We start from the raw sequence: 22274 nt of genomic DNA on the forward strand, positions 1-22274 counted from the left end.
TGAGCCTCGAAAGGAGACACAAGATGAACCGCATCGCCCAATTGCTCCTAGTTCTGGTCGTGCTCGTGGCCGCCGGGACTGGCATGGCTCGCGCGGACGAGCCGAAGGTCGTCCTGTTCGAGGATCCGACACTGGAGGCGAACCGGCTGCATTATCCGTTGCTTATCTCCGAAGGGCGTGGCTATCGCATCCGCTGCAGGGACCAGGCGGACGAGGAAGCGGTGATCCGTGGACTTGGCTTCGCGACAGTTCCTTCGGAGGTGCTGACCGCCGTCGACAGCGCGATCGTCGCCGCGGATCCGGCCGCCAATCCGCTGCTGTGCCCTGCGGGCGAGACATATCCGATCAAGGTGTTCGCCAACGACAATGGCAGCGGCCTTGTCTACTACCTGCAATTCCCCTCCGACTTCGGCGCGACGACATTTTCCGACCGGCTCTACATTCCCGGCTGCGCGCCGCTGGTCACCGAGCTGAAGCTCAATCTCGATCAGGCTCTGAATGCCGACCCCACGCCATTCTTCGCTGGCAAGATCCACACCATCGCGTGCCTCTCCGGCGCGCCGCTGGTCGACAATCCGACGACCTTCGCCAAATGGTGTGTCAAGGGCGACCGCACGCCGGCTGAAACGGCGACCGTTATGGCGGTGCTCGATTCAACGCCCGGCGGGGTCTCGGCGCTCGGCAACCCCGCAGCCTGCGCCGCCGCACAGACCTTTCTGGAATCGATCACGACGCTGAACCTGAACGGCAAGGGCGTGCAGTCGCTCGAGCCGATTGCAGTGCTGAAGAACCTCACCAGCCTGTCGATCGCCAACAACTCGATCGCCGACCCCGGGCCGCTGGCCAAGCTCAAAACGCTGACCTTCCTCGACATCTCCGGCAATCACATCAGCAACATCAGCGCGCTGACGCCGCTGACCGCGCTGACACGGGCCGACGTCTCCGACAACGACATCACCGACATCCGCGCGCTGTCGGCGCTGGCGTTGCTGACGAACCTCACGCTCGACGACAACAAGATCGCCAGCCTTGAGCCGTTGCAATTCCTGCAGGCGCTCTCGATCCTGTCCATCGCCAACAATGGCCTCACGGGCGATATGCTCGATCCGCTCAGCGCGCTCGGCGGCCTGACCAGCCTCAACCTCGCCAACAACAAGATCGAGACCTTCGCCAATCTCGGCAGCTTCCCTTCGACGCTGGCCATCAACCTCAGCGGCAATCCCATCGTCGCGAATGGCGGGCAGAGCTTCGTCGACCTGTGCGTGCTGCACCGCGACGCGGCGACTCCGCTTGGGCAAACCATCCGGGCCATGGTCGAGCTGGAGGGTAGCGGGACCTGCCTGGCGGTCGGCAACAAGCTGCTGGCGACCACCGCGCTCGACCTGTCGTCGAAGATCGTCAGCGACCTACGTCCGCTCGCCACCTTGCCGCAGCTCACCTCGCTCAACCTCTCAAGCAATGCCATCACCGACGTTTCGCCCCTTGCCGGCCTGACTAATCTCGGCACGCTCAACCTGTCGAAGAATTCGATCGCCAATGTCAGGCCGCTGGCAGCGCTGTCGGGGCTGATCAGTCTCGATCTTTCAGACAATCCCGTGCAGGCGAACGACTTCCTGTCGGCGTGCCTGATGCGCAACCAGACCGACTTTCTGACGCCCGCGCAAACTGCGGAAGTGAACGCGCTGCTGTCGATCTCTGGCAAGACCGTCTGCGGCAAGGCCTATGACGATCTCAATTCACGCCAGTTCGCCGATGCCAGGAACCGCGGGTTGACCAGCGTCTCGCTCTTCCCGGTGATGGGAAATCTGACCTCCATCGACCTGTCCGACAACCAGCTGTCCGACGTCTCGGCGTTGTCGGCGGTGCCGGGGCTGACGAAGCTTTGGATCCGCAACAACCAGATCCCGTCGATCCAGAGCGTGTTGCAGTTGCGCCGCCTAGAACAATTGAACATCGAGGGCAATCCACTGTCGAACCTGATCGGCATCGGGGTGCTCAACAAGCTGACAAAGCTCTATTTCTCGAACACGCACGTGCAATCCGTGACGCCGCTGGCGGACCTGCCGCTGCTCGACGACGCCGGCATGCGCAATCTGCCGCTGCAATACGCCAGCTTCGCTGAGTACTGTATCGTCTACCGGTTCGATTCGATTGCGCTCGGCGACGTGCGCGGCTTCATGGCGGCACTCGACAGCCGCATGCAGGCCGACCACGTCGATAGCGCCGATTGCAGCGCTGCGCAAAACTGGGCGCAGTCACTGAGCAGCCTGACGCTGAACAAGAAGTCGATCATCGCCGTAAACCCCGTGGTCTATTTCCGGGCGCTGGGCGAACTCAACCTGTTCGACAATGTGATCACCGACGTGTCCCCGATCGCTTCGCTGACGGGACTTCAGAAACTGAACCTCGCCACCAACCGGCTGTCGGCAATCCCGCGATTCGGCTCGAGCGGGCTCAAATACATCTATCTGAACGACAACCAGATCACCGATGTCGGCAATCTGTCGAACATGCCAGCGTTGTCGAATGTCGATCTACGCAACAACCGGGTCTTCAATGCGCTGCCGCTCGGCTCGCTTCCAGCGCTGTCGATCGTCGATCTGAGGGGCAACCGGATCGAGAACTTCGCCCACATCAATACGGTGATCGGAAAGTCCTATCTCGGCAACAATCCGATCTGCTCTTTCCCGCAACCGCTGGCGCCGCAAGTCGCCGAAGCCTGCAAACGCGAGCCGTTGCGCATCCTGGATGTCAACATTCATTTGCTCGACGAGATTGCCGTCCAGCCTTTGGTCGTCTGTCCGCGCCCCAACTGCCTGCAGCTTCAGCCGCACGTCATCGTGAGCCCGATCATTCATCAGTAATGCCTGCATACGGAGAGGTAGTCCCATGTTCGCAAAGACCCTTACCGCCCTCGCAGCCCTGACCGCCGCCACCGCAGTCCTTGGCTCCCCGGCCCGTGCAGAAGACAAATCCGCGACCTCGATCGTGCAGCTGCCCTCTGCGGGCGGCACAGTCACGCAGGAGGAAGGCAGCTTCGCGCTGAACAACAACACGGGATCGGCGAACTTCACCCTGCCGCTACCCACGCTGCCGACGCGCGGCCAGTTCGGGCCGCAAATGAGCCTCACCTACAGCCAGTTCGCGGGCGATACCGGCAACGGGCTAGGCATCGGCTGGCAGTTCAATACCCAGGCGATCGTCGTCAACGACGATCTCGGCACGGCCGTGCCCGGCACCAAACCGGGCGGCGATTTCTTCTCCCGCCTATCGTACATGGGCACGCGGCTCGTCTTCCTCGGCAACCAGAACGGCGTCTGGGAATACAAGCCCGAATACGCCGAGGATTTCGTCAAGATCCTCTACCACACCGGCGCGTTCGACGTCATTTCGCTCGACCTGTCAGGCGGCCTGCACACCGACACCATCCCCTCCGGATTCGAGGTGACCAACGCCGACGGAACGCGGCTGATCTTCAGCGGCGACCCTTCGGTGGCTGAAGGTAATTTCGACATAGCCAAGCCCTACGTGACGAAATGGCCGCTGGTGCTGCAGCTCAACGCCAACCGCGAAGCCGTCCGCTACGACTACCAGCGTTTCGGCGGACGCAGCTATCTGACGAAGACCAGCTTCGCTGGCGGCCAGAGCAGCTACCAGTTCGACCTGATCGAGACGCAGTCGACGCTCGTCAGCCACACCAATGGCAGCAAACAAGAGAACGCGCGACTCTACGGCAAGGTGACGGCCAAGTTCAAGGACACTGTCTACGCCCAATGGTGCATGGGGTATGTCGGCCGTGACACCAGTGACACCTCGAAGTTCGTCGTCCGGGCGCATCCGGACTGCCTGGCGAAGGCGCAGGCCGACCTGACGCCGCTCATCGACACGCAGTCGGTCAATGTGCTCGACCAATTGCGCGTGCTCTACCGCTATGGCGACACCAGCGGCGAGGCGCTGGCTCAATCGACGCTGAAGTTCCCGGACATCCATTTCGGCTATTCGTCGTGGACAAGCGCCGAACTGGCGTCGCGCCCCGTGGTGTTCGAAGCGCCGAAGATGGCGTTCGCCGGCGACATCCCTCCGCAGAATTTCGAATTGGCCGACCTCAACATGGATGCCCTGGTCGACATCGTGCAGACCAAGGATGACGGCGCGACCGTGCATCTCGGCAGCGGCGACCTGAACAGCGCCTTCGGCGACACAACCCAGCTCGTGCTGTCGCGTCCGACCGAGGCTGGACTGATGCGCCAGATCGCGCCCCGGCTCACCGACAATCGCTTCGCTTTTGCCGACATCCTTGGCGACATTTTCGTCGACATCGTCGAAATCGAAGACGGGCTGATGCACGTCTATGACGGCAAGGCCGACGGGACCTTCCCCTATCTCGGCCGCTCGATCCCGCTGCCCGGCGTCTCGCCGACGACATTCGCGGGCGGCAACGGCCGCTTCGCCGACGTCAATATGGACAGCCTGTCCGACATCGTCACGACGCGACTCAACGCTGATGGCCGCACCGAATGGCGAATATTCCTCAATCTCACCCGGCGCCAGGCCGATGGCGGCTACAACGTCAATTTCGGCGCGCTGACCAAGGCGTTCCCATTCAACAGCCAGGACGGCCAGATCCTCGGCCGCAACAATGTGCGGATGGTCGACATCAACGGCGACCGGCTGCCCGACCTCGTCGTCATCCGTCCAGCCGACCAAGGCTTCTGCCTCTACGAGAACCAGGGCAACATCTTCTCGACGGACCCGAATGCGCTGCTGTTTGGCGACGCCGCGATCAACGATCCGGTCTGCGGTCACGGCACCTTCTCGAAGATTGGCGGCATGCAGCCCGGCGATAACCTCGCCACGATGTGGTACATCGACGCCAATGGCGACGGCATCATCGATTTCGCGTCGATGGGCGAGCGCACCGACCAGATGCGCATCTGGCTCGGCTTCGGCGACGGGACTTACCTGAAGGATCCGCTCAGCATCGCGCTCAATCTGCGGGTTCAACTCGGCACGTCGACGCAGACCTTCGCCTCGCGCGTCGCTGACATCGATGGCGACGGCGAGAGCGAAATAATCGTATTCCAGAAACCGTCCGGCGACGAGGTGAAGCCCGTCGTCATCATCGACTTCAACCGAACCGCGACCATGCAACTCGTCAAGGCGAACCTGCTCACGGTCGTCGACTTCGATTCCGGCCGCCGGCACGACATCCGCTATGCGACCTCGATCGACGAGATGCTGCGCGACCGCGCCAATGGCCAGCCGACGCGCAACCTGCATTTCCCCGTTGTCGTCGCCAAGCAACTCGTCACGTCGCAGGGCATACCCGGCCAGGTTCGCGCCCAGGTGCAGACGGACGAATATTTCTACCACAATCCATTCTACGACGTGATCAATCGCCGCTTTATCGGCTTCTCGGAGGTCGAGAAGGTCTCTTACGGCGACGAGAACGCGGCCGGCCAGCGCGTCACGCAGCGTTCAAGCCTCGATCGCGAACAGTATTACACCTTCGCCGAAGCGGCAGCCGACCTGAACCTCGCCGGCAAACTGAAGATCCGCAAGACCTATGAGGTGAAGCCCGAGGCGACGCTCGTTGCAAGCGCGGAGACAACCGAAACGCTCGATCCGGCGTCGGCGGCGCTGCATTCGCTGTCGACCGCCACGCGCAGCCAGAAGCTACCGACGACCGGCATGATGCTGAAATGCGAATCGTCGGTGTGGGAGGCATTTCCGCGTGGCGACGGCTCGTCCTATCTGAGGAAGGTGAAGGAGACGCTGACCGAGTCCGCCGGCGAGGCCGAACAGCAGGACGTGGCCGATCCCGAATGCAAGGATCCGGTCAAGACCCAGACCTATGCGGGTTTTGACGAATTCAACATGCCTGCGTCGGAGACGGTCAGGGTGCGCGACATTCCGGGACCGGAGAACCTGACGGTTCCTGGCTTCAGCCGGACGACCCAGACCGACTACACCCAGTCGCGCGCCGATCTGGCGGCGCTCGGCATCGTCAACGCGGCGTCCGAGCAGCGCATCCTGGCCGGGACCCGGCTGCTTAGCCGCGAGAGTTTCACCTACCTGCCAAATTCCGGCGGTCGGATGGGGTCGCGAACCCTGGAAGTGCTGTCGGGACTTGGCGCTCTGCCGCCCGCGCTCGAACAGTTCCGCAACGCCAGCCGCAAGCTGGCGAAGACCATGGGTTACGATCTCTTCGGCAACAGTATTTCGATCGCCGACGAACTCGGCATCACCGAGTCGGCGATCTACGACCCAACCGGTACCTTGACGCTCAGCTACACCAAGCCGTCAGGCGGTGCGGCCGAACTCGATCAGACGACGAAAATGACCTATGACGGGCCGCGCCAGGGCGCGGTGGCAACGACGACCACGCCCTTGGGCATGGTCGTGACGAACAGCTACGATGCCCTCGGCCGCAAAACCCGGGAAACCGCCACGGACGGCGCCGAACGCTTCTACACCTACAAGATCGGCGAGCATGGGCTGCCGTCGCTCATCCTGACGGCGCGCCGCCGCTATGCGAGCGCCGCCGAGACGCCGGAAGGCGAGAGCGAGTTCATCGCGGACCTCGCCGCCTATGACGCGCGTAGCGAAAAGGTCGCCGACCTGGAGAACGTCGCCGAAGGCGGGGTCCGGGTCAATAATTTCTCGCTCTACAACCGCAATGAGAAGCAGATCTTCCGCTGGACGCCCTTTGTGGTGACCAGCTTCGGCGGCGTTGATGATCTCAACCTGCAGAAGGTGTTCGATCTTGGCGACGTTCCGCGCCCCGATCACGAAGTCGGCAATGCCTACACCTATGACCCAGCCGGCCGGATGGTCCGCGAAACCCATCCGTCGGGCAAGACGTCCGACATGACCTTCCGACCCTGGGGTACGCTCACGGTCACGACCTACAACGACCAGTTCGACGGCGCCGTTCAAAGCAGCGAGTATTCGCTGAGGAACGAGAACGGCGTGACCGCGACTATCGCCAGCAATGGCGGCGGCACGGTTCATATTTCCCGCTTCGTGCGCGATTCTTTCGGCTACCTGAGCGAAATCTGGCTGCCGGGCGAGACGACGCCGCGGCGGCTGATCTACAACTCCGTCGGCGACATCGAATTCCAGTCGATCCCGGGAATGGGCGACCGCTACGCTTTCTACGATGCGCGCGGTCGCCAATCGGTGATCGGGCGGGTCGGCAGCAATGGCGAAACGTCGGTCCAGACCTTCACCTACGACTTCCTCAACCGCAAGCTGACCGAGGTGAACGATGGCGTGGTGCACCTAGAATACCGCTATGACCGCGCCGTTCAGGTCGCCTCAGCGGCCGGCTTCGAAACGCCGATAGCGCTGCCTCTCGACAAGACGACCGAGGTGATCATTCACGATCCCAATGGCGCGTTCGACGCCGTCCAGCGCTACGCCTACAATGCCAACGGCCGGATGGTCACCAACGAGGTCGAGATCGGTGGCGCGAAATACGCCGATCATTTCCATCACACGCTGGATGGCCGCATCGATTCGTCCGAAGGTCCGCGCGGCCTGGCGTCGAAATTCGCGCTGGGGCCCGACAAGAACCTGCGGTCGGTGACGGTCACGCATCCCGATTTTTCGGGACCGGAGAAGATCATCGAGAATATCACCTACAATCCCGAATCGCGGATCGAGCGGGTCGATTATCGTCTGGGCGCATTCACCCGGATGACCTACGACCCAGCGACCCTGTTCCTCACCCACATCGTTACGCAGGCCGGCGGCAAACCGCTGCAGGATTTGAGCATGACCTTTAACGGCAACGGCTCGATCACCCAGATCGTCGACGCGTTGGCGCAAGGCGCGGGCAGCGACGGACATGTCGACCGGTCGGGAACGTTCCACTACAATTTCAAGAACGAACTCGTGCGGATCGACCGTTACGGCCAGCAGGCGGAATTCGCCTATTCGGCGGCGGGAACGTTTGCCCGCAACGACGAGCTCGAGCCCGGCGCGCCGATAGCGCCGTCGACCGGCGCCGCGACCAACCTCATCCCGGCCGGCAGCGCATCGAAGCCCTACTCCTTTGACGGATTCGCCCAACTTGCGAAATCGCCGACCTTGACCGGAACGGTGTTCGACATCAACGGACGGTTGATCCGAGCCCAGACGGCGACCCATGAAGTGCTCTACGGCTACGATCAGACGGGGCGCCGCCTCTATAAGAAGGTCATCCCGACCGACGGATCAGGGCCCGAGCAGCTTTACCTCTACCCGGTTGAAACGTTCGAGATCGGTCCAAAAGGCGAGGAGAGCTACGTCAACATCGCATCCAGCAAGCTCGTTCGTCTCGAACACGGCACCGGCAAATGGTTCTACTATCTGAAGGATCATATCGAGAGCAGCGACTATGTCATCGCCTCCGACGGCGTTCCCGTCGAGCAGATGCTCTACAGGGCGTACGGCACTGAACACAAGCCGGAGACGCTGGCCTCTGCCTGGGCCAGCCACCTGGCAGATGTGGCAGCGGAGTTGCCGCGCGAGAAAACCCACCATCGTTTCACCGGCAAGTATCTCGATGACGATACCGGGCTCTACTACTACGGCGCCCGCTACTACGATCCGGCGCTGGGGCGGTTCATTTCACCCGATCCGCTTTATGTCGGCGATCCGGAGAAGTGTACCGGCAATTCCACGTCCTGCAATCTCTTTGCCTACGCCAACAACAACCCGATGGCGTTCATCGACCCGACCGGCCTGAAGGAGATCGTCGCCGGCGACGCGGCCTACCGGAGGCAGGTCGAAGAGGACATCCAGCGAATCGATCCGACTGCACGCGTCGACAGCAAGACTGGCGAGGTATCTCAAAGCTGGCTGCACGGCGCGTGGCTGGACGTGAAGAACTTCTTTGTCGGATCCAACTCCTTCGACAGCGGCCGCGACCTGATGCACCGGGTCATCGCCGACCCGCAAACCACGACGATCCAGAACGAGCCGGGCGTCACCGCGGCCCGCAACAAGGATCCGTTGGTGAACCCGGAAACGACGAAGGGCGACGTGATCATCGGCTATGACCCGGCTACGTCACGCACGCGCACGTCTGTCGAGTTCGACAAGGCCTCTGGAACGACTGCCTCCAATCCGGCGGATCCTGGCATCGTGCTCGGCCATGAGCAAATCCACGCAACGCACCGCATGGCCGGCCAGCATTCGGGGTTCAGCGATGCGCCCTACATAGGCCTCGATGGCAAGCCATATGCTTATCGCAACGAGGAAGCACGTACCATCGGTGTCGGCGGCACACGTCGACCCGACGACATAACGGAGAACCAGCTGCGCGACATGCTCGGCATTAAGCCGCGCGTCCATTGGTAACCGAACCAAGGATGGAGACTTTGACATGCGACGACTCCCGAAGCTCCCGGCGATCCTTGCCGGTTTCGTGCTCCTGTTTGCGGCAGCGGCGGCGGCCCAATCCATGAGTAAGCAACTCAAGGAACCGCAGGCCGTGCCGCTCGATTTCCTGACATGGATCAACCGCGATCCGGCTTGGCTGCAGCAACAGATGGCCACACTCGGCGCCACCGGCGGGGTGAAAATCGGCAATGACATGCTCGAAACAAGAGACGTGGAAGCGTTGAAGGCGGTTAACCGCATCCGCGGCTTCGCCTACCTCGCGGCGAAGGGATTGAATCCGCCCTATTTCGACCTGTCTGTCGCCGGCCCGGACGCGACCGTCCGATGCGTGACCTCTAATCCCAGGGGCATCGCGCCCGGCATCGGGCCGATGGACTTCGCCAGGGCGTCGTTTCCGGCGGAGGCCGCCGACCAAACCGAACTGAAATCCTGCACGGTCGCAGGCAAGGGCGGAGACTATGCCGAGCTTGATCGGGCGGCCTTTCGCGATCGTTACTTCAACGCGTCAGGCACATTGAAGCCGGAATTCCGGGATCTGGGCAACGATTCTGCCTTCAAGGCCAAGGCGATCGACGAGGGCTTCTTCCTGACGACGGAGGACTATAGCGGCCTGCTGCAGCTGGATCTGCGGTAGGCGGCTGAGACTTTTAGGCACAATGGCCGTGCCGGTGAAGGCAAGCTGGACGGTCGCTCTGTTTCGCGGCCTGGCCGCTGAGCAGCCAGGCATCACATCGCGAAAGCTGGGGCTCCGTCACGACTTGCCCGGGTGCGAGTGTCGAGCGCGAGCTGCCCGCTGGGTGCGCCACCGCGGCGGTTGTCTGATGCCTGAAGGAGACTTGGTTGCCCAAAGGCGACTTGGCGTAAGAGTGTCTACTCCACGCCTGTGGCCGGCATTCCGAAGACGCACCATACCCCGGCCTTGTTGGTCGCTTCAAGCGGATGCACCACAGTCGTGCGTGCGCTGAACGTGACGACCGCGAAGGAGCCTGCCGCCCCAGGCCATTCAGTGCGGGTCCAGTAATCGGTTTCGCTGCGGGCGAGCGGTGGCAGCTTGTATTGCGCGAACGCATCATGCTGTCTTGGCCAGTCCGCCGAATCGAGACTGGTCAGTTCCGCCATCGTCGGAAGCTGCCAGCCCATGTCGCCGTTCGGACCGCCTTGTCCGAGGGTGGCGCAGTGCCCCATCGCATCGCTCAGCGTGAGCGGCTGATCAACCCTGTCCAGCCTGGCGACAAGGCATGTGCGCTGGTCGACGAAGGCCTTGCCGTCATGTTCAGCAAGCAGCCAGAAATTCTGGTCATTCAGCGGCTGGCGGGTCAGTTTGTGGACTGTGCCACATGGTTCGGCTTGGGATGGCGGCACTGACAACATTGCAAAAAGCGCAAGTGCCGTGTTGAAAGTCGCAAGAGACGCGATCCGAAACATGCCTTCCTCCTCGCTGGTTTGGCATCATGACGGGCGTTCGACGTGGCAACCAAACAAGTATACTTGAAGCGGCGAACAATTGAAAGTCCTGTCACTTCCCGATACTTAACGTCATTGCCCCGGAATGAGTTGGAGCTCCGCAGGTCTCCTCTGCAAATTGGCGCCGGGCGGCAACTTGGAAGCCACCGCTCGACTTGGCCGCGACGCGTTGCAGGCCGCGGTGCCCCCCGGTTGAGACCGCAGGCAACCAGCCGGTAGGCAGCTGGGTTCCGGCAACTCATACCTATTGGCTTTGCTTAACCTAGGGGCATCTCAAAATGGCCTGCCCTCCACTTGCTGTAGCGAATTTTTCTACCTCGACGAGAGCAGACTGAGCCGAGGGACCCTGGCCGAGGAACGTGCTAAAGCACCGTTAGCGAGGAAACGTCACGCGAAAGGCATTTTCCATATATATTTCAAAGCGTTGACCTATAGAAAAGTACCGTCAGGAGCGGAAACCTGCGACGGTACTTTTTCTCGGACATCAAGCAGCACATGAAAAGTACCGTCAAATTGATCTAGTAGCCTTCACTTTCAGCGCAATCCTGGTTCGCACTAGCCATAAAAATCAGCGGCTTAGGTAGTCGATGACTTCGATTGGCAACATAGGTCCGATGGTGAATGAAATGAGCCGCAAAACATTGTTTTTTCTGCGAAAAACTACGTCGCAGTACTCCAAACTGCGCTAAACCCCTACTCCCACTCGATCGTACCAGGCGGCTTCGACGTCACGTCGTAGACGACGCGGTTGATGCCGCGGACCTCGTTGATGATGCGGGTGGCGGCGGCCCCCAGGAAGGCCATGTCGTAGTGGTAGAAGTCCGCCGTCATGCCGTCGACCGAGGTGACGGCGCGCAGCGCGCAGACGAATTCGTAGGTGCGGCCATCGCCCATCACACCGACGGTCTGCACCGGCAAGAGCACGGCGAAGGCCTGCCAGATGGCGTCGTAGAGCCCGGCCTTGCGGATCTCGTCGAGATAGATGGCGTCGGCCTCGCGCAGGATCTCCAGCTTCTCGCGGGTGATGCCGCCCGGGCAGCGTATGGCAAGGCCAGGACCTGGGAACGGATGGCGGCCGATGAAGCTTTCGGGCAGGCCGAGCTCCTTGCCCAGCGCCCGCACCTCGTCCTTGAACAGTTCGCGCAGCGGCTCGACCAGTTGCATGTTCATGCGCTCAGGCAGGCCGCCGACATTGTGGTGCGACTTGATGGTCACCGACGGGCCGCCGGTGAAGGAGACGCTCTCGATGACGTCGGGATAGAGTGTGCCCTGTGCCAGGAAGTCGGCGCCGCCGAGCTTTTTGGCCTCTTCCTCGAACACTTCGATGAACAGCCGGCCGATGGTCTTGCGCTTCTTCTCGGGGTCAACCTCGCCTTCCAGCGCCGAGATGAATTTTTCCGAGGCATCGACCAGGATCAGCGGCAAATTGTAATGCTGACGGAACATTGCCACCACGCCCGCCGCCTCATCCTTGCGCATCAGGCCATGGTCGACGAGGATGCAGGTGAGCTGGTCGCCGACCGCCTCGTGGATCAGCAGCGCGGCGACCGAGGAATCCACACCGCCCGACAGCGCGCAGATGACCTTGCCCTTGCCGACCTGCTTGCGGATCGCCTCGACCGCGTGTTCGCGATAGGCACGCATCGTCCAGTCGCCCTCGATGCCGGCGATGTTGTGGACGAAGTTCCGGAGCAGCCTGGCGCCGTCGGGCGTGTGCACCACCTCGGGGTGGAACATGATGCCGTACATCTTGCGCTCGACATTGCCAAAAATGGCGAAAGGCGAGCTTTCCGACTTGCCGAAAACCTGAAAACCCGGCGGCAAGGCAATGACGCGATCGCCATGGCTCATCCACACCTGGTGGCGCTGGCCGGTCGCCCACAGCCCCTCGAACAGTGGGCTGTCCTTCTCGATCTCGACGAAAGCGCGTCCGAACTCGCGATGGTTGGAGCTTTCGGCGACACCGCCCATCTGCACGCACATGGCCATCTGGCCGTAGCAGATGCCAAGCACCGGCACGCCGGCATCGAAGACGATCTGCGGCGCGCGCGGGCTGCCGATATCCGATGTCGAAGCCGGGCCGCCCGACAGGATGACGGCTTTGGGATTGATGCGCTTGAACGCGGCTTCGGCCGATTGGAACGGCACGATCTCGGAAAACACGCCGGCCTCACGGATGCGGCGGGCGATGAGCTGCGTAAACTGGCTGCCGAAATCGACAATCAGGACGGTGTCGGGATGATTGGCTGTTTTCATGGCGAGCGTTTAGAGAAAGAAATGAGTCGACGCAATGGGTTGCGTAGCCTGACTTTCAGACTGGTCTGGCCTGGTCGTTGGACGGAGCCGTCCGCAGCAGACCCGAGCCGATCGCCTGTTCGAGGCGCATGACGGCGTCGGCCAGCCTTTCGTCGATGACATGAAGATATTCGGTCCAGTCGCCGACATGCCTGAGATCGGCAGCGCCGTCAGAAATACCGCGCAGCCCGATCAGGGGCACATCGAACAGCTGGCAGGCGCGCAGGCAGGCGAAGGTCTCCATGTCGACCATGTCGGCCGCGATTGCGTCATAGGCAGCGCCGGTGATGATGGCGCCGCCGGTCGACAGTGTGGCTTGTCTGATTTCAGGAATACGAAACGGCAGCGGCACGGTGACCGGCAGATCGAGGAACGGCGTCGCACCTTTCTCGAAACCCAAAGCCGAGGCATCGATGTCGCGATAGCTGACCGAGACGGCCTGATAGATTTCCGTCTGTTCCAGCGTCCGGCTGCCGGCTGAGCCGAGCGAGACGACAAGGTCCGGCAACGCCTTCTGCGACTTCAGCCAGGACAGTTCCGCACCCAGCCGGACGGCTGCCTCGACCGGACCGACGCCCGTCATCAGCGGTGTGAACAGTTTTTGCAGATGCGAACCATATTCGGCCTGCGCCGCCATGACGAAGAGGACGTCCTTGCCGCCAATTCGCGTAACGTTGGCCATCACCCAGCAATCCCGTCACGCCCAACCACCGTCATCATCGTTCCGGTCATGGTGGCGATGAGCTTGGCCTCGCCATCGGCGGCGAAGGCGTAGGCCTGGCCGTCGGCGACGATGATGGTGCGGCCGGGCTTGGTCACCGAGCCGCGGAACAGGAAACGTTCGCCCCTGCCCGGCGCCAGTAGGTTGACCTTGAATTCGATGGTCAGCACGCCGGAATTCTCAGGCATCAGCGAAAAAGCCGCGTAACCGCAGGCCGAGTCCAGCGCCGTCGAGATGACGCCGGCATGGAGGAAGCCGTGCTGCTGGGTCAGTGCCGCCGAATAGGGCATCTCGATCTCGATGATGCCGGGCGTCACCAGCGTCAGTTCGGCGCCGATCGTCGCCATTGCCTGCTGGCGCGCGAACGACGCCCTGACGCGATCCTCATAGTCCGGGGCCGGTACGATCTTTGCTGCCATCGCAATTGCCTTCAGTTTTGCCGGGAAAGCTTATCGCAGAGGCACGCGCGGCAGGCAAATGCTTTTGCTGCACTGCAACAAAACGATCTGAAGCAGCTAGTTCAACCCCAGAAGCGAAGCATTGAGCACGGTGGCGAAGGCCACCCAGGCCGCGTAAGGCGCGAACAACCAGCCGGAAAGCCTGTCACGGTTCCAGACGCTGGCGATGAACAAGACGATGCTGGCGAGGAGACAGACGATGACGACCAAGGCAGGTCCCATCATTTTTGCGCCGAAGAAGGTTGGCGACCATGCGAAATTCAAGATGAGCTGGACGCCCCAGACCTTCATTGCCGCTCCCGTCGGCTCTCGTCTCCATGTCCGCCAGCCGGCTATCGCGATCAGCACATAGAGCAGTGTCCAAGCGGGCCCAAATACCCAGTTGGGCGGATTGAAGGGCGGTTTGACCAGCGATGCATACCAGGCGCCCGGCAATGTGGCATAGCCGATCAGCAGGCCTCCACCGAGCACCATGACAAGGAAAAGCAGCAGCGACAGATATTTCTTCAAGAATCCCACCCCAGTGGCGGCACGGCGCCGCGCAACTGCAACTGGGGCACGATCGCTACCTGTCAACGGCAGCGTTCAACTCACGTTGCGCATGGCGCAGAAGTAAAACCCGTCCGTGCCGCTCAGCGCCGGGGACAGCGATATATCCCCGCCAGCGCCGATCCGCGTTGCGGCCTCGTGGCCCGGAAAATAGCGATCCCACAACGCGCGGTGGTCCACCGGAACAAAACGGCTGTTGCGCTCGCGGAACGCGGCGATCTGCTCGTCATTCTCCTCGGAGAATACCGAGCAGGTGATGTAGACCAGCAGGCCGCCGGGTTTGACATAGGCTCGTGCGGCATCGAGGATCGCCGACTGCTCGCCCTTGCGGGCATCGAGCTGCCTTTGCGTCAGCCGCCATTTGGCATCGGGACGGCGCCGCCAGGTGCCGCTGCCGGTGCAAGGCGCGTCGACCAGCACGATGTCCATGTGATTGGAGAGCGGAGCGAGTTCGACCGGCTTGGTGACGACCTGCACGTTGCGGTTTTCTGAGCGGCGGATGCGATCGAAGATTGGCGCAAGGCGCGCCTTTTCGGCATCATGGGCAAAGATCTGGCCGCGATTGTCCATCGCAGCCGACAGCGCCAATGTCTTGCCGCCGGCGCCGGCACAGAAGTCGAGCACCTGCATGCCGGCCTCGGCGCCGGCAAGTGTTGCCGCTATTTGCGAGCCCTCGTCCTGGACCTCGAACCAGCCTTTCTGGAAGGCGGGCTCGACCTGCACGTTCGGGTGCCTGCCGTCGCCGTCGATGGGCGGAATGCGGATGCCGAGCGGCGCGATCCGCGTGGCCTGCGCCCCTGTATCGGCCAGTTCCTTGAGCACCCTGGCGCGATCGGCCTGCAAAGTGTTGACCCTTATGTCGAGCGGCGGGCGGGTCGCCAGCGCCGCGCCCTCCCCGACCCATGCCTCGCCGAAAGCCCGTTCGAAAAGCGGTTCACACCAATCTGGTATGTCGGCACGCACCGCGGGCGGCGCGTCGGCAAGCCGGCGACCGGCAATCGTCTGCATCTCGGTGGCGCTGAGCAGCGGCGGCGCGAACTTGTCGCCATCGAGTGCGTCGTTGAGCGACTGCGCTGTCTGGCCCCATTCGAGCAGCAATGCGCCGAAGCCGACGGCGCGCGGCGTGTCCTCGCCGAGCAGCCAGCCGGCGGAACGTTTGTGGCGCAGCGCGTCGTAGACGATGTTGCCGATCGCCGCGCGATCACCGCCACCGGCGAAGCGGTGTGACAGGCCCCAATCCTTCAGCGCATCGGCCACCGGCCGGTGCCGCCGGCCGATGTCCTCCAGCACTTCGATGGCCGCAGCCAGCCGTCCGCCCAGTCGCATTGATCATTCCATCAAATCAAGATTTATCGCCTGCTCTTAGAGCCTTTCGCGTCCGGATTGAACCCCGCTGCGTCACGCGACGAAGAGGTCGCCTGAAATCTTCCGATCGATAAATATCGCGGGCCGGCAACAGCAGATCGACCAATAAATGCAAGGTCTCTAATGTTCGCAACTGGCGACTGCAAGCACGGCCTGTGGCGCAACCGCTCTGCTTTCCAAGTTTTTCCGTTGGGAATACTCTTCACGCTATGATTCGCGGCGCGGAAAACGCGAACCGGCGGATCGCTACGAGGAGAGGGCAATGAAAACTTATCTGGCGGAAGTTCTAGGCACATTTCTGTTGGTGTTCATCGGCACGGCGTCGGTGGTGACGGGCGGCTTCGGCGGCGCGCTGCCGCTCGGTCAGGAAGGCATCGGTCTGGCATTCGGCATCGGCCTCATCGCCGCGGCCTATGCGATCGGCCCGATTTCGGGCGCGCATCTCAATCCGGCGGTGACGCTCGGCGTCTTCCTCGCCGGCCGGCTGCCGGCCAAGGACGTCATCCCCTACTGGATCGCGCAGATCATCGGCGCCATCCTGGCTTCGCTGGCACTGTGGATCATCGTCTCGGGCAAGGCCAGCGAACCCATCACCAACTTTGGCGCCAATGGCTGGGATGTGGCCAAATGGGGCATGAGCTCGGCGTTCCTGTGGGAGCTGATCGGCACCTTCACCTTCGTCACGGTGATCCTCGGCGTTACCGCTGAAAAGCACTCGACGGCATTTGCCGGTCTGGTCATCGGCCTGACGCTGGCGGGCATTCACTTCGCCATGATCCCGGTCACCGGCACCTCGGTCAATCCGGCCCGCTCCATCGGCCCGGCGCTGTTCACCGGCGGTGCAGCGCTCAGCCAGCTCTGGCTGTTCATCGTCGCCCCGCTGATCGGCGGCGCCATCGCTGGTGTCGTCGCCAAGGCACGCATCTTCGAGAAGGATTGATCTCGAGAGCCTCAATGCAAAAGGCGCGGGCCACGGCCCGCGCCTTTTTTGTTGGATAGAGCCTTGTCTGGATCAGCCGGCGATGTCGAAACGGTCGGCGTTCATCACCTTGGTCCAGGCCACGACGAAGTCCTTCGCGAACTTCGCCTTGGCGTCCGCCGTCGCATAGACTTCGGCCAGCGCGCGCAGTTGCGAGTGCGAACCGAAGATCAGGTCGGCACGGGTGCCGGTCCACTTGACTTCACCGGTCTTGCGGTCGCGGCCTTCGAACACGTCCTTGGCGTCCGATGTCGCCTTCCACTCGGTGCCCATGTCGAGCAGGTTGACGAAGAAGTCGTTGCTCAGCGTTTCCGGCTGTTTGGTGAACGCGCCATGCTTCGACTGCCCGGCATTGGCGCCGAGAACACGCAGGCCGCCGACGAGGACCGTCATTTCCGGAGCCGTCAGCGTCAGCAGCTGCGCCCGGTCGACCAGCGCTTCCTCGACGGTGAGCCGCTGCTTGCCGCTGACATAGTTGCGGAAGCCGTCAACAGTCGGCTCCAGCGGCGCGAAGGAGTGGATGTCGGTCTGCTCCTGCGAGGCGTCCATGCGGCCCGGCCAGAAGGGAACGTCGACGCTGTGGCCGGCGGCCTTCGCGGCCTTCTCGATCGCGGCGTTGCCGCCGAGAACGATCAGGTCGGCAAGCGAGACTTTCTTGCTGCCGGTCTGTGCGGCGTTGAAGTCCTTGGCGATCGTCTGGAGCTTGTCGAGCACCTTGGCGAGCTCGGCCGGCTGGTTGACGGCCCAGTCCTTCTGCGGGCTGAGGCGGATGCGCGCGCCATTGGCGCCGCCGCGCTTGTCCGAACCACGGAAGGTCGAGGCCGACGCCCACGCCGTCGAGACCAGCTGCGACACCGACAGGCCCGAAGCCAGTATCTTGGCCTTGAGCGCTTCGGCATCCTGCTCGTCGATCAGCACATGATCGACCACCGGGATGACGTCCTGCCAGGGCAGCTCTTCCTTCGGAACCAACGGGCCGAGATAACGGGCGACCGGGCCCATGTCGCGGTGGGTCAGCTTGTACCAGGCGCGGGCGAAGGCGTCGGCGAACTGATCCGGATTCTCGTGGAAGCGCTTCGAGATCGTTGCGTAGGAGGGATCGAAACGCAGCGCGAGGTCGGTGGTCAGCATGGAGGGTGCGTGGCGCTTGGCCGAATTGTGTGCGTCCGGCACCGTGCCGGCGCCGGCACCGCCCTTCGGCGTCCACTGATGCGCGCCCGCCGGGCTTTTGGTCAGCTCCCAGTCGAAGCCGAACAGATTGTCGAAGAAGTTGTTGCTCCATTTGGTCGGCGTCGTCGTCCAGATGACTTCCAGACCGCTGCCGATGGCGTCACCGCCCTTGCCGGTGCCGAATTTGCTCGCCCAGCCAAGGCCTTGCTGCTCGATATCGGCGCCTTCCGGTTCGACACCCACCAGGCTCGCATCGCCCGCACCATGGGTCTTGCCGAACGTATGGCCACCGGCGATGAGGGCTACGGTTTCCTCGTCGTTCATCGCCATGCGCGCGAATGTATCCCTGATATCGCGCGCCGCGGCCAGCGGATCCGGATTGCCGTTCGGCCCTTCCGGGTTGACGTAGATCAGCCCCATCTGCACGGCGCCGAGCGGGTTCTGCAGGTCACGGTCGCCGCTGTAGCGCTCGTCGGCCAGCCATTTGCCTTCGGGACCCCAGTAAACGTCCTGCTCGGGCTCCCAGACGTCGGCGCGGCCGCCGGCAAAGCCAAAGGTCTTGAAGCCCATCGATTCCAGCGCGACGTTGCCGGTGAGGATCAGAAGGTCGGCCCAGGAGATCTTGCGGCCATATTTCTGCTTGATCGGCCACAAGAGCCGGCGGGCCTTGTCGAGGTTGACGTTGTCCGGCCAGCTGTTGAGCGGCGCGAAACGCTGCTGGCCAGCCCCGGCGCCGCCGCGACCGTCGGCGATGCGGTAGGTGCCTGCGCTGTGCCAGGCCATGCGGATGAACAGCGGGCCGTAATGGCCAAAGTCGGCCGGCCACCATTCCTGCGAATCCGTCATCAGCGCATGCAGGTCCTTGATGACAGCGTCGAGGTCGAGGCTTTTGAATTCCTCGGCATAATCGAACGCCTCGCCCATCGGATCAGACAGGGATGACTGCTGATGCAGGATCTGGACGTTCAGCTGGTTCGGCCACCAGTCGCGGTTGGTCCTGCCAACGGCTCCGTGCGCAACCGGGCATTTGCCCGCGCTTTTGTCATCGGTGTTCGCGTCCATCTTCAGTCTCCGATTTTTGCCGAGTTTTGATCTTGCCAGGATTTTGGGTGCGGGCTGGTCGGCCGCACCATCTTGGAATGATTCCAGACTAGGCCGCATTGGCGATAAAAACAAATTGCCTTTCCTGTTCATTTCGATAGGATTTTCCTATGATCGGATTGACAGTTCGCCAGATGCATTATTTCGACGCGCTGGCGCAGACGCTGCATTTCGGACGCGCGGCAAAACTCGCCGGTGTCAGCCAGCCGGCGCTGTCCTCGCAGATCGCGGAGATGGAGCAGAGGCTGAACTGCCGGCTGTTCGAACGCGGCGGCAAGTCGGTGCGCATGACCGACGAAGCGATCGCGCTTTTGCCGCGCATCGAACGCATCCTGGCCGACATACGCGATGTCGAAACGACGGCAAGGCGCGGCCGCACCGCCATGGAGGGACGCTTCCGGCTGGGCATCATCCCGACGGTCGCGCCCTATCTCCTGCCGCGCGCTTTGCCCGAACTGAAAAAGCATTTTCCGGCCCTGCTGCTCGAATTGCGCGAGGCGGTCACCGCCACGCTGGTCGATGACATCGCATCGCGCAAGCTCGACGCCTTTATCGCAGCGCTTCCACTCGATCATCCGGGCCTGATCACCGAGGCGCTGTTTTCGGACCGGTTCTTCCTTGCCGTCCCGGCTGGCGACCCGGCCTTCGCCTCGCCGCCGGTTCCGCCCGAAAGCCCGGCGCTGGAAAGGCTCATGCTGCTGGAAGAGGGCCATTGCCTGCGCGAACAGGCGCTCGCGGTCTGCGGCAATGTGCGGCCGGTGGCGATGGCCAGCTACGGCGCCACCAGCCTGACCACGCTGTTGCAAATGGTGGCGCACGGGCTCGGTGTCACGCTGATCCCGGAAATGGCGACCGGCCCCGCCGGCACCATCCCCGACCTCAAGATCGTGCCGTTCCAGGAACCGATGCCGCAGCGCATGATCTGCCTCGCCTGGCGGCGCAACAATGCAAGACATGGCGAATGCGTCGAACTCGCCAAGATCATCCGCAGCCTCGGCGCGGCGGTGTTGGCCGCGTGAGAAATGATCAACCGGACGTCACAGAACGCGGGACAGAAACTCGCGGGTGCGCGGCGATTTCGGGTTGGCGATCATCTCGCGCGGCGCGCCACGTTCGACGATCACACCACCATCCATGAAGACGAGCTGATCGCCGATCTCGCGGGCAAAGCCGATCTCGTGGGTGACGACGACCATCGTCATGCCGCTCTCGGCCAGATCGCGCATCACCTGCAGCACCTCGCCGACCAGTTCCGGGTCGAGTGCCGATGTCGGCTCGTCGAACAGCAGCACCTTCGGCTTCATCGCCATGGCGCGCGCAATCGCCACACGCTGCTGCTGGCCGCCGGACAGTTCGCGCGGATAGCGGTCGACCTTGTCGACAAGGCCGACGCGCCTTAGCAGGACTTCCGCCTCGGCCTTGGCCTGGTCGACCGGGATGCGCCGCACCTGCGTCGGCGCCTCGATCAGGTTCTCCATCACCGTCATATGCGAGAACAGATTGAACGACTGGAACAGCATGCCGATCTCGGCCCGGCGCTGGCACAGGAGATCGTCCTTGACCTCGTAGAGCCTGTCGCCCTGGAGGTCGTAGCCGACGAACTGGCTGTCCACCAACAGGATGCCGCCGCTGAGTTTTTCCAGATGGTTGATGCAGCGCAGGAACGTGCTCTTGCCAGATCCCGACGGGCCGATGATGCAGGCCACCGAGCCCTCGGGCACGTCGAAGTCGACACCCTTGAGGACCTCGAGCGAGCCATAGGTTTTGCGCACGCCCCGCGCGAACACCATGGAATCGGCAGGCACGCCGAAGCGAGCGCGATTATCGGACTTCACATCGCTCATCGGGCAATGCCGCGCAGGCTGACCAGATTGCGCAAGGCGCGCATCGTCAGAGGTTCACGGCGCGTGTCGCTGCGGCCGAAATGGCGCTCCAGGAAATGCTGCCCCACCGACAGGATGCTGACCACGGCGAGGTACCAGAAGGCGACCACGATCAAGAGCGGGATCGTCTCGAAGGTGCGGGCATAGATGCTTTGCGCAGTGTAGAACAGATCGTCGACCGCAATGAAGGTCACCAGCGAGGTCATCTTCAGGAGATTGATCGCCTCGTTGCCGGTCGGCGGCAGCACGAAGCGCATGGCTTGCGGCAGGGTGATGCGCTTCAGGATCATCCTGTAGGGCATGCCGAGCGCGCTCGCGGCTTCCGCCTGGCCCGTCGGCACCGACTTGATGCCGGCGCGGATGATCTCGGCCATATAGCCGGCCTCGCACAGCGAAAGCGCCACGACGGCGGAGAAGAACGGGGTCATGAAATCATTGGTGCGCACGGAAAACAGCGTGCCCAGGAAAGGCAGAGTGAGCGAGATTTCTCGCACCAGCAGCGACAGGTTGAACCAGAAGATCAGCTGGATCAGCGCCGGGACACCCCGGAAGAACCAGACATAGACGCCCGCGAAGGCGCGCAGCACCGGACTTGGCGACACCCGCATGATGGCGATGACGGTGCCGACCACGATCGCCAGCGCCATGATGATGACGGTGAGCACCAGCGTGTTGCCAAGGCCGCGCATGATCGAGGGATGGAACAGGTAGCCGGCGGCCGTGCCCCAGGCGAAGGCCGGGTTGCTGGCGAAAGCGCGGATAATCAGGAAGGCCAGCAGCAAGGCGAACGCCGTGCCGACCCAGATGCCATAGCGGCGCTGCGGCACGACGGTCAGTCGTGACACGGCGGCGGCAACGCCGGGCTCGACGCCGATCTCGGTCGGGTGGGCCACGCCCAT

General features: G+C 62.7%; 14 protein-coding genes. 5 read left to right on the forward strand and 9 right to left on the reverse strand.

The window, feature by feature from the left end; translation table 11 throughout:
• Positions 1 to 23 precede the first annotated feature (23 nt).
• The 3 genes from D3242_RS03250 (at position 24) to D3242_RS03260 (ending at position 10024) form a co-directional block, all read left to right on the forward strand.
• Positions 24 to 2864: a leucine-rich repeat domain-containing protein gene (locus D3242_RS03250; RefSeq protein ID WP_064983505.1), complete on the forward strand. Its 2841-nt coding sequence runs from the start codon at positions 24 to 26 to the stop codon at positions 2862 to 2864.
• A 25-nt stretch (positions 2865 to 2889) separates the two neighbouring features.
• Positions 2890 to 9348 (forward strand): RHS repeat-associated core domain-containing protein, encoded by a 6459-nt coding sequence (locus tag D3242_RS03255; RefSeq protein WP_064983507.1) that lies wholly within the window; start codon positions 2890 to 2892, stop codon positions 9346 to 9348.
• Between the two features lie 67 nt (positions 9349 to 9415).
• Positions 9416 to 10024: a hypothetical protein gene (locus tag D3242_RS03260; RefSeq protein WP_147377449.1), complete on the forward strand. Its 609-nt coding sequence runs from the start codon at positions 9416 to 9418 to the stop codon at positions 10022 to 10024.
• A 236-nt stretch (positions 10025 to 10260) separates the two neighbouring features.
• Here D3242_RS03260 and D3242_RS03265 read toward each other — a convergent pair whose 3' ends face one another.
• From D3242_RS03265 to D3242_RS03290, 6 genes are all read right to left on the reverse strand, one after another.
• A complete protein-coding gene (locus D3242_RS03265; protein ID WP_069091483.1) occupies positions 10261 to 10815 on the reverse strand; it encodes an Lcl domain-containing protein in 555 nt (184 codons plus the stop codon).
• Between the two features lie 732 nt (positions 10816 to 11547).
• Positions 11548 to 13110 carry a glutamine-hydrolyzing GMP synthase gene (gene guaA, locus D3242_RS03270; protein WP_010914447.1) on the reverse strand — a complete coding sequence of 521 codons (1563 nt, stop codon included), beginning with the start codon at positions 13108 to 13110 and terminating at the stop codon, positions 11548 to 11550.
• 55 nt (positions 13111 to 13165) lie between these two features.
• Entirely contained in the window at positions 13166 to 13831 is a 666-nt protein-coding gene (locus D3242_RS03275; RefSeq protein ID WP_038644938.1) for a 5'-methylthioadenosine/S-adenosylhomocysteine nucleosidase, read from the reverse strand.
• Positions 13831 to 14289, reverse strand: a complete 459-nt coding sequence (locus D3242_RS03280) for a PaaI family thioesterase (protein WP_023686843.1) — start codon at positions 14287 to 14289, stop codon at positions 13831 to 13833. The genes D3242_RS03275 and D3242_RS03280 overlap by 1 nt, the downstream gene beginning before the upstream one ends.
• 96 nt (positions 14290 to 14385) lie before the next feature.
• Positions 14386 to 14838 carry a TspO/MBR family protein gene (locus D3242_RS03285; RefSeq protein ID WP_064986472.1) on the reverse strand — a complete coding sequence of 151 codons (453 nt, stop codon included), beginning with the start codon at positions 14836 to 14838 and terminating at the stop codon, positions 14386 to 14388.
• 75 nt (positions 14839 to 14913) lie between these two features.
• Positions 14914 to 16203 carry an RsmB/NOP family class I SAM-dependent RNA methyltransferase gene (locus tag D3242_RS03290; protein ID WP_064986471.1) on the reverse strand — a complete coding sequence of 430 codons (1290 nt, stop codon included), beginning with the start codon at positions 16201 to 16203 and terminating at the stop codon, positions 14914 to 14916.
• 301 nt (positions 16204 to 16504) lie between these two features.
• Between D3242_RS03290 and D3242_RS03295 the strand changes: the two genes are divergently transcribed.
• Positions 16505 to 17182 carry an MIP family channel protein gene (locus D3242_RS03295; RefSeq protein WP_019860000.1) on the forward strand — a complete coding sequence of 226 codons (678 nt, stop codon included), beginning with the start codon at positions 16505 to 16507 and terminating at the stop codon, positions 17180 to 17182.
• A gap of 72 nt (positions 17183 to 17254) precedes the next feature.
• Here the strand turns inward: D3242_RS03295 and katG are convergent, their stop codons facing one another.
• Positions 17255 to 19453: a catalase/peroxidase HPI gene (katG, locus tag D3242_RS03300; protein WP_064986469.1), complete on the reverse strand. Its 2199-nt coding sequence runs from the start codon at positions 19451 to 19453 to the stop codon at positions 17255 to 17257.
• Between the two features lie 149 nt (positions 19454 to 19602).
• Between katG and D3242_RS03305 the strand changes: the two genes are divergently transcribed.
• The gene (locus tag D3242_RS03305) at positions 19603 to 20511 is read left to right on the forward strand and encodes a hydrogen peroxide-inducible genes activator (protein WP_019860002.1); all 909 of its coding nucleotides are present in this window, start codon (positions 19603 to 19605) and stop codon (positions 20509 to 20511) included.
• Positions 20512 to 20529: 18 nt separating this feature from the next.
• Here D3242_RS03305 and D3242_RS03310 read toward each other — a convergent pair whose 3' ends face one another.
• Together D3242_RS03310 and D3242_RS03315 are read right to left on the reverse strand one after the other, a co-directional pair.
• Positions 20530 to 21282 (reverse strand): amino acid ABC transporter ATP-binding protein, encoded by a 753-nt coding sequence (locus tag D3242_RS03310; protein ID WP_167470412.1) that lies wholly within the window; start codon positions 21280 to 21282, stop codon positions 20530 to 20532.
• A 50-nt stretch (positions 21283 to 21332) separates the two neighbouring features.
• Complete coding sequence (locus D3242_RS03315; RefSeq protein ID WP_019860004.1) at positions 21333 to 22274, reverse strand: amino acid ABC transporter permease; 942 nt, start codon at positions 22272 to 22274, stop codon at positions 21333 to 21335.

The organism is Mesorhizobium jarvisii, assembly GCF_003601985.1.
GTDB lineage: Bacteria > Pseudomonadota > Alphaproteobacteria > Rhizobiales > Rhizobiaceae > Mesorhizobium > Mesorhizobium jarvisii.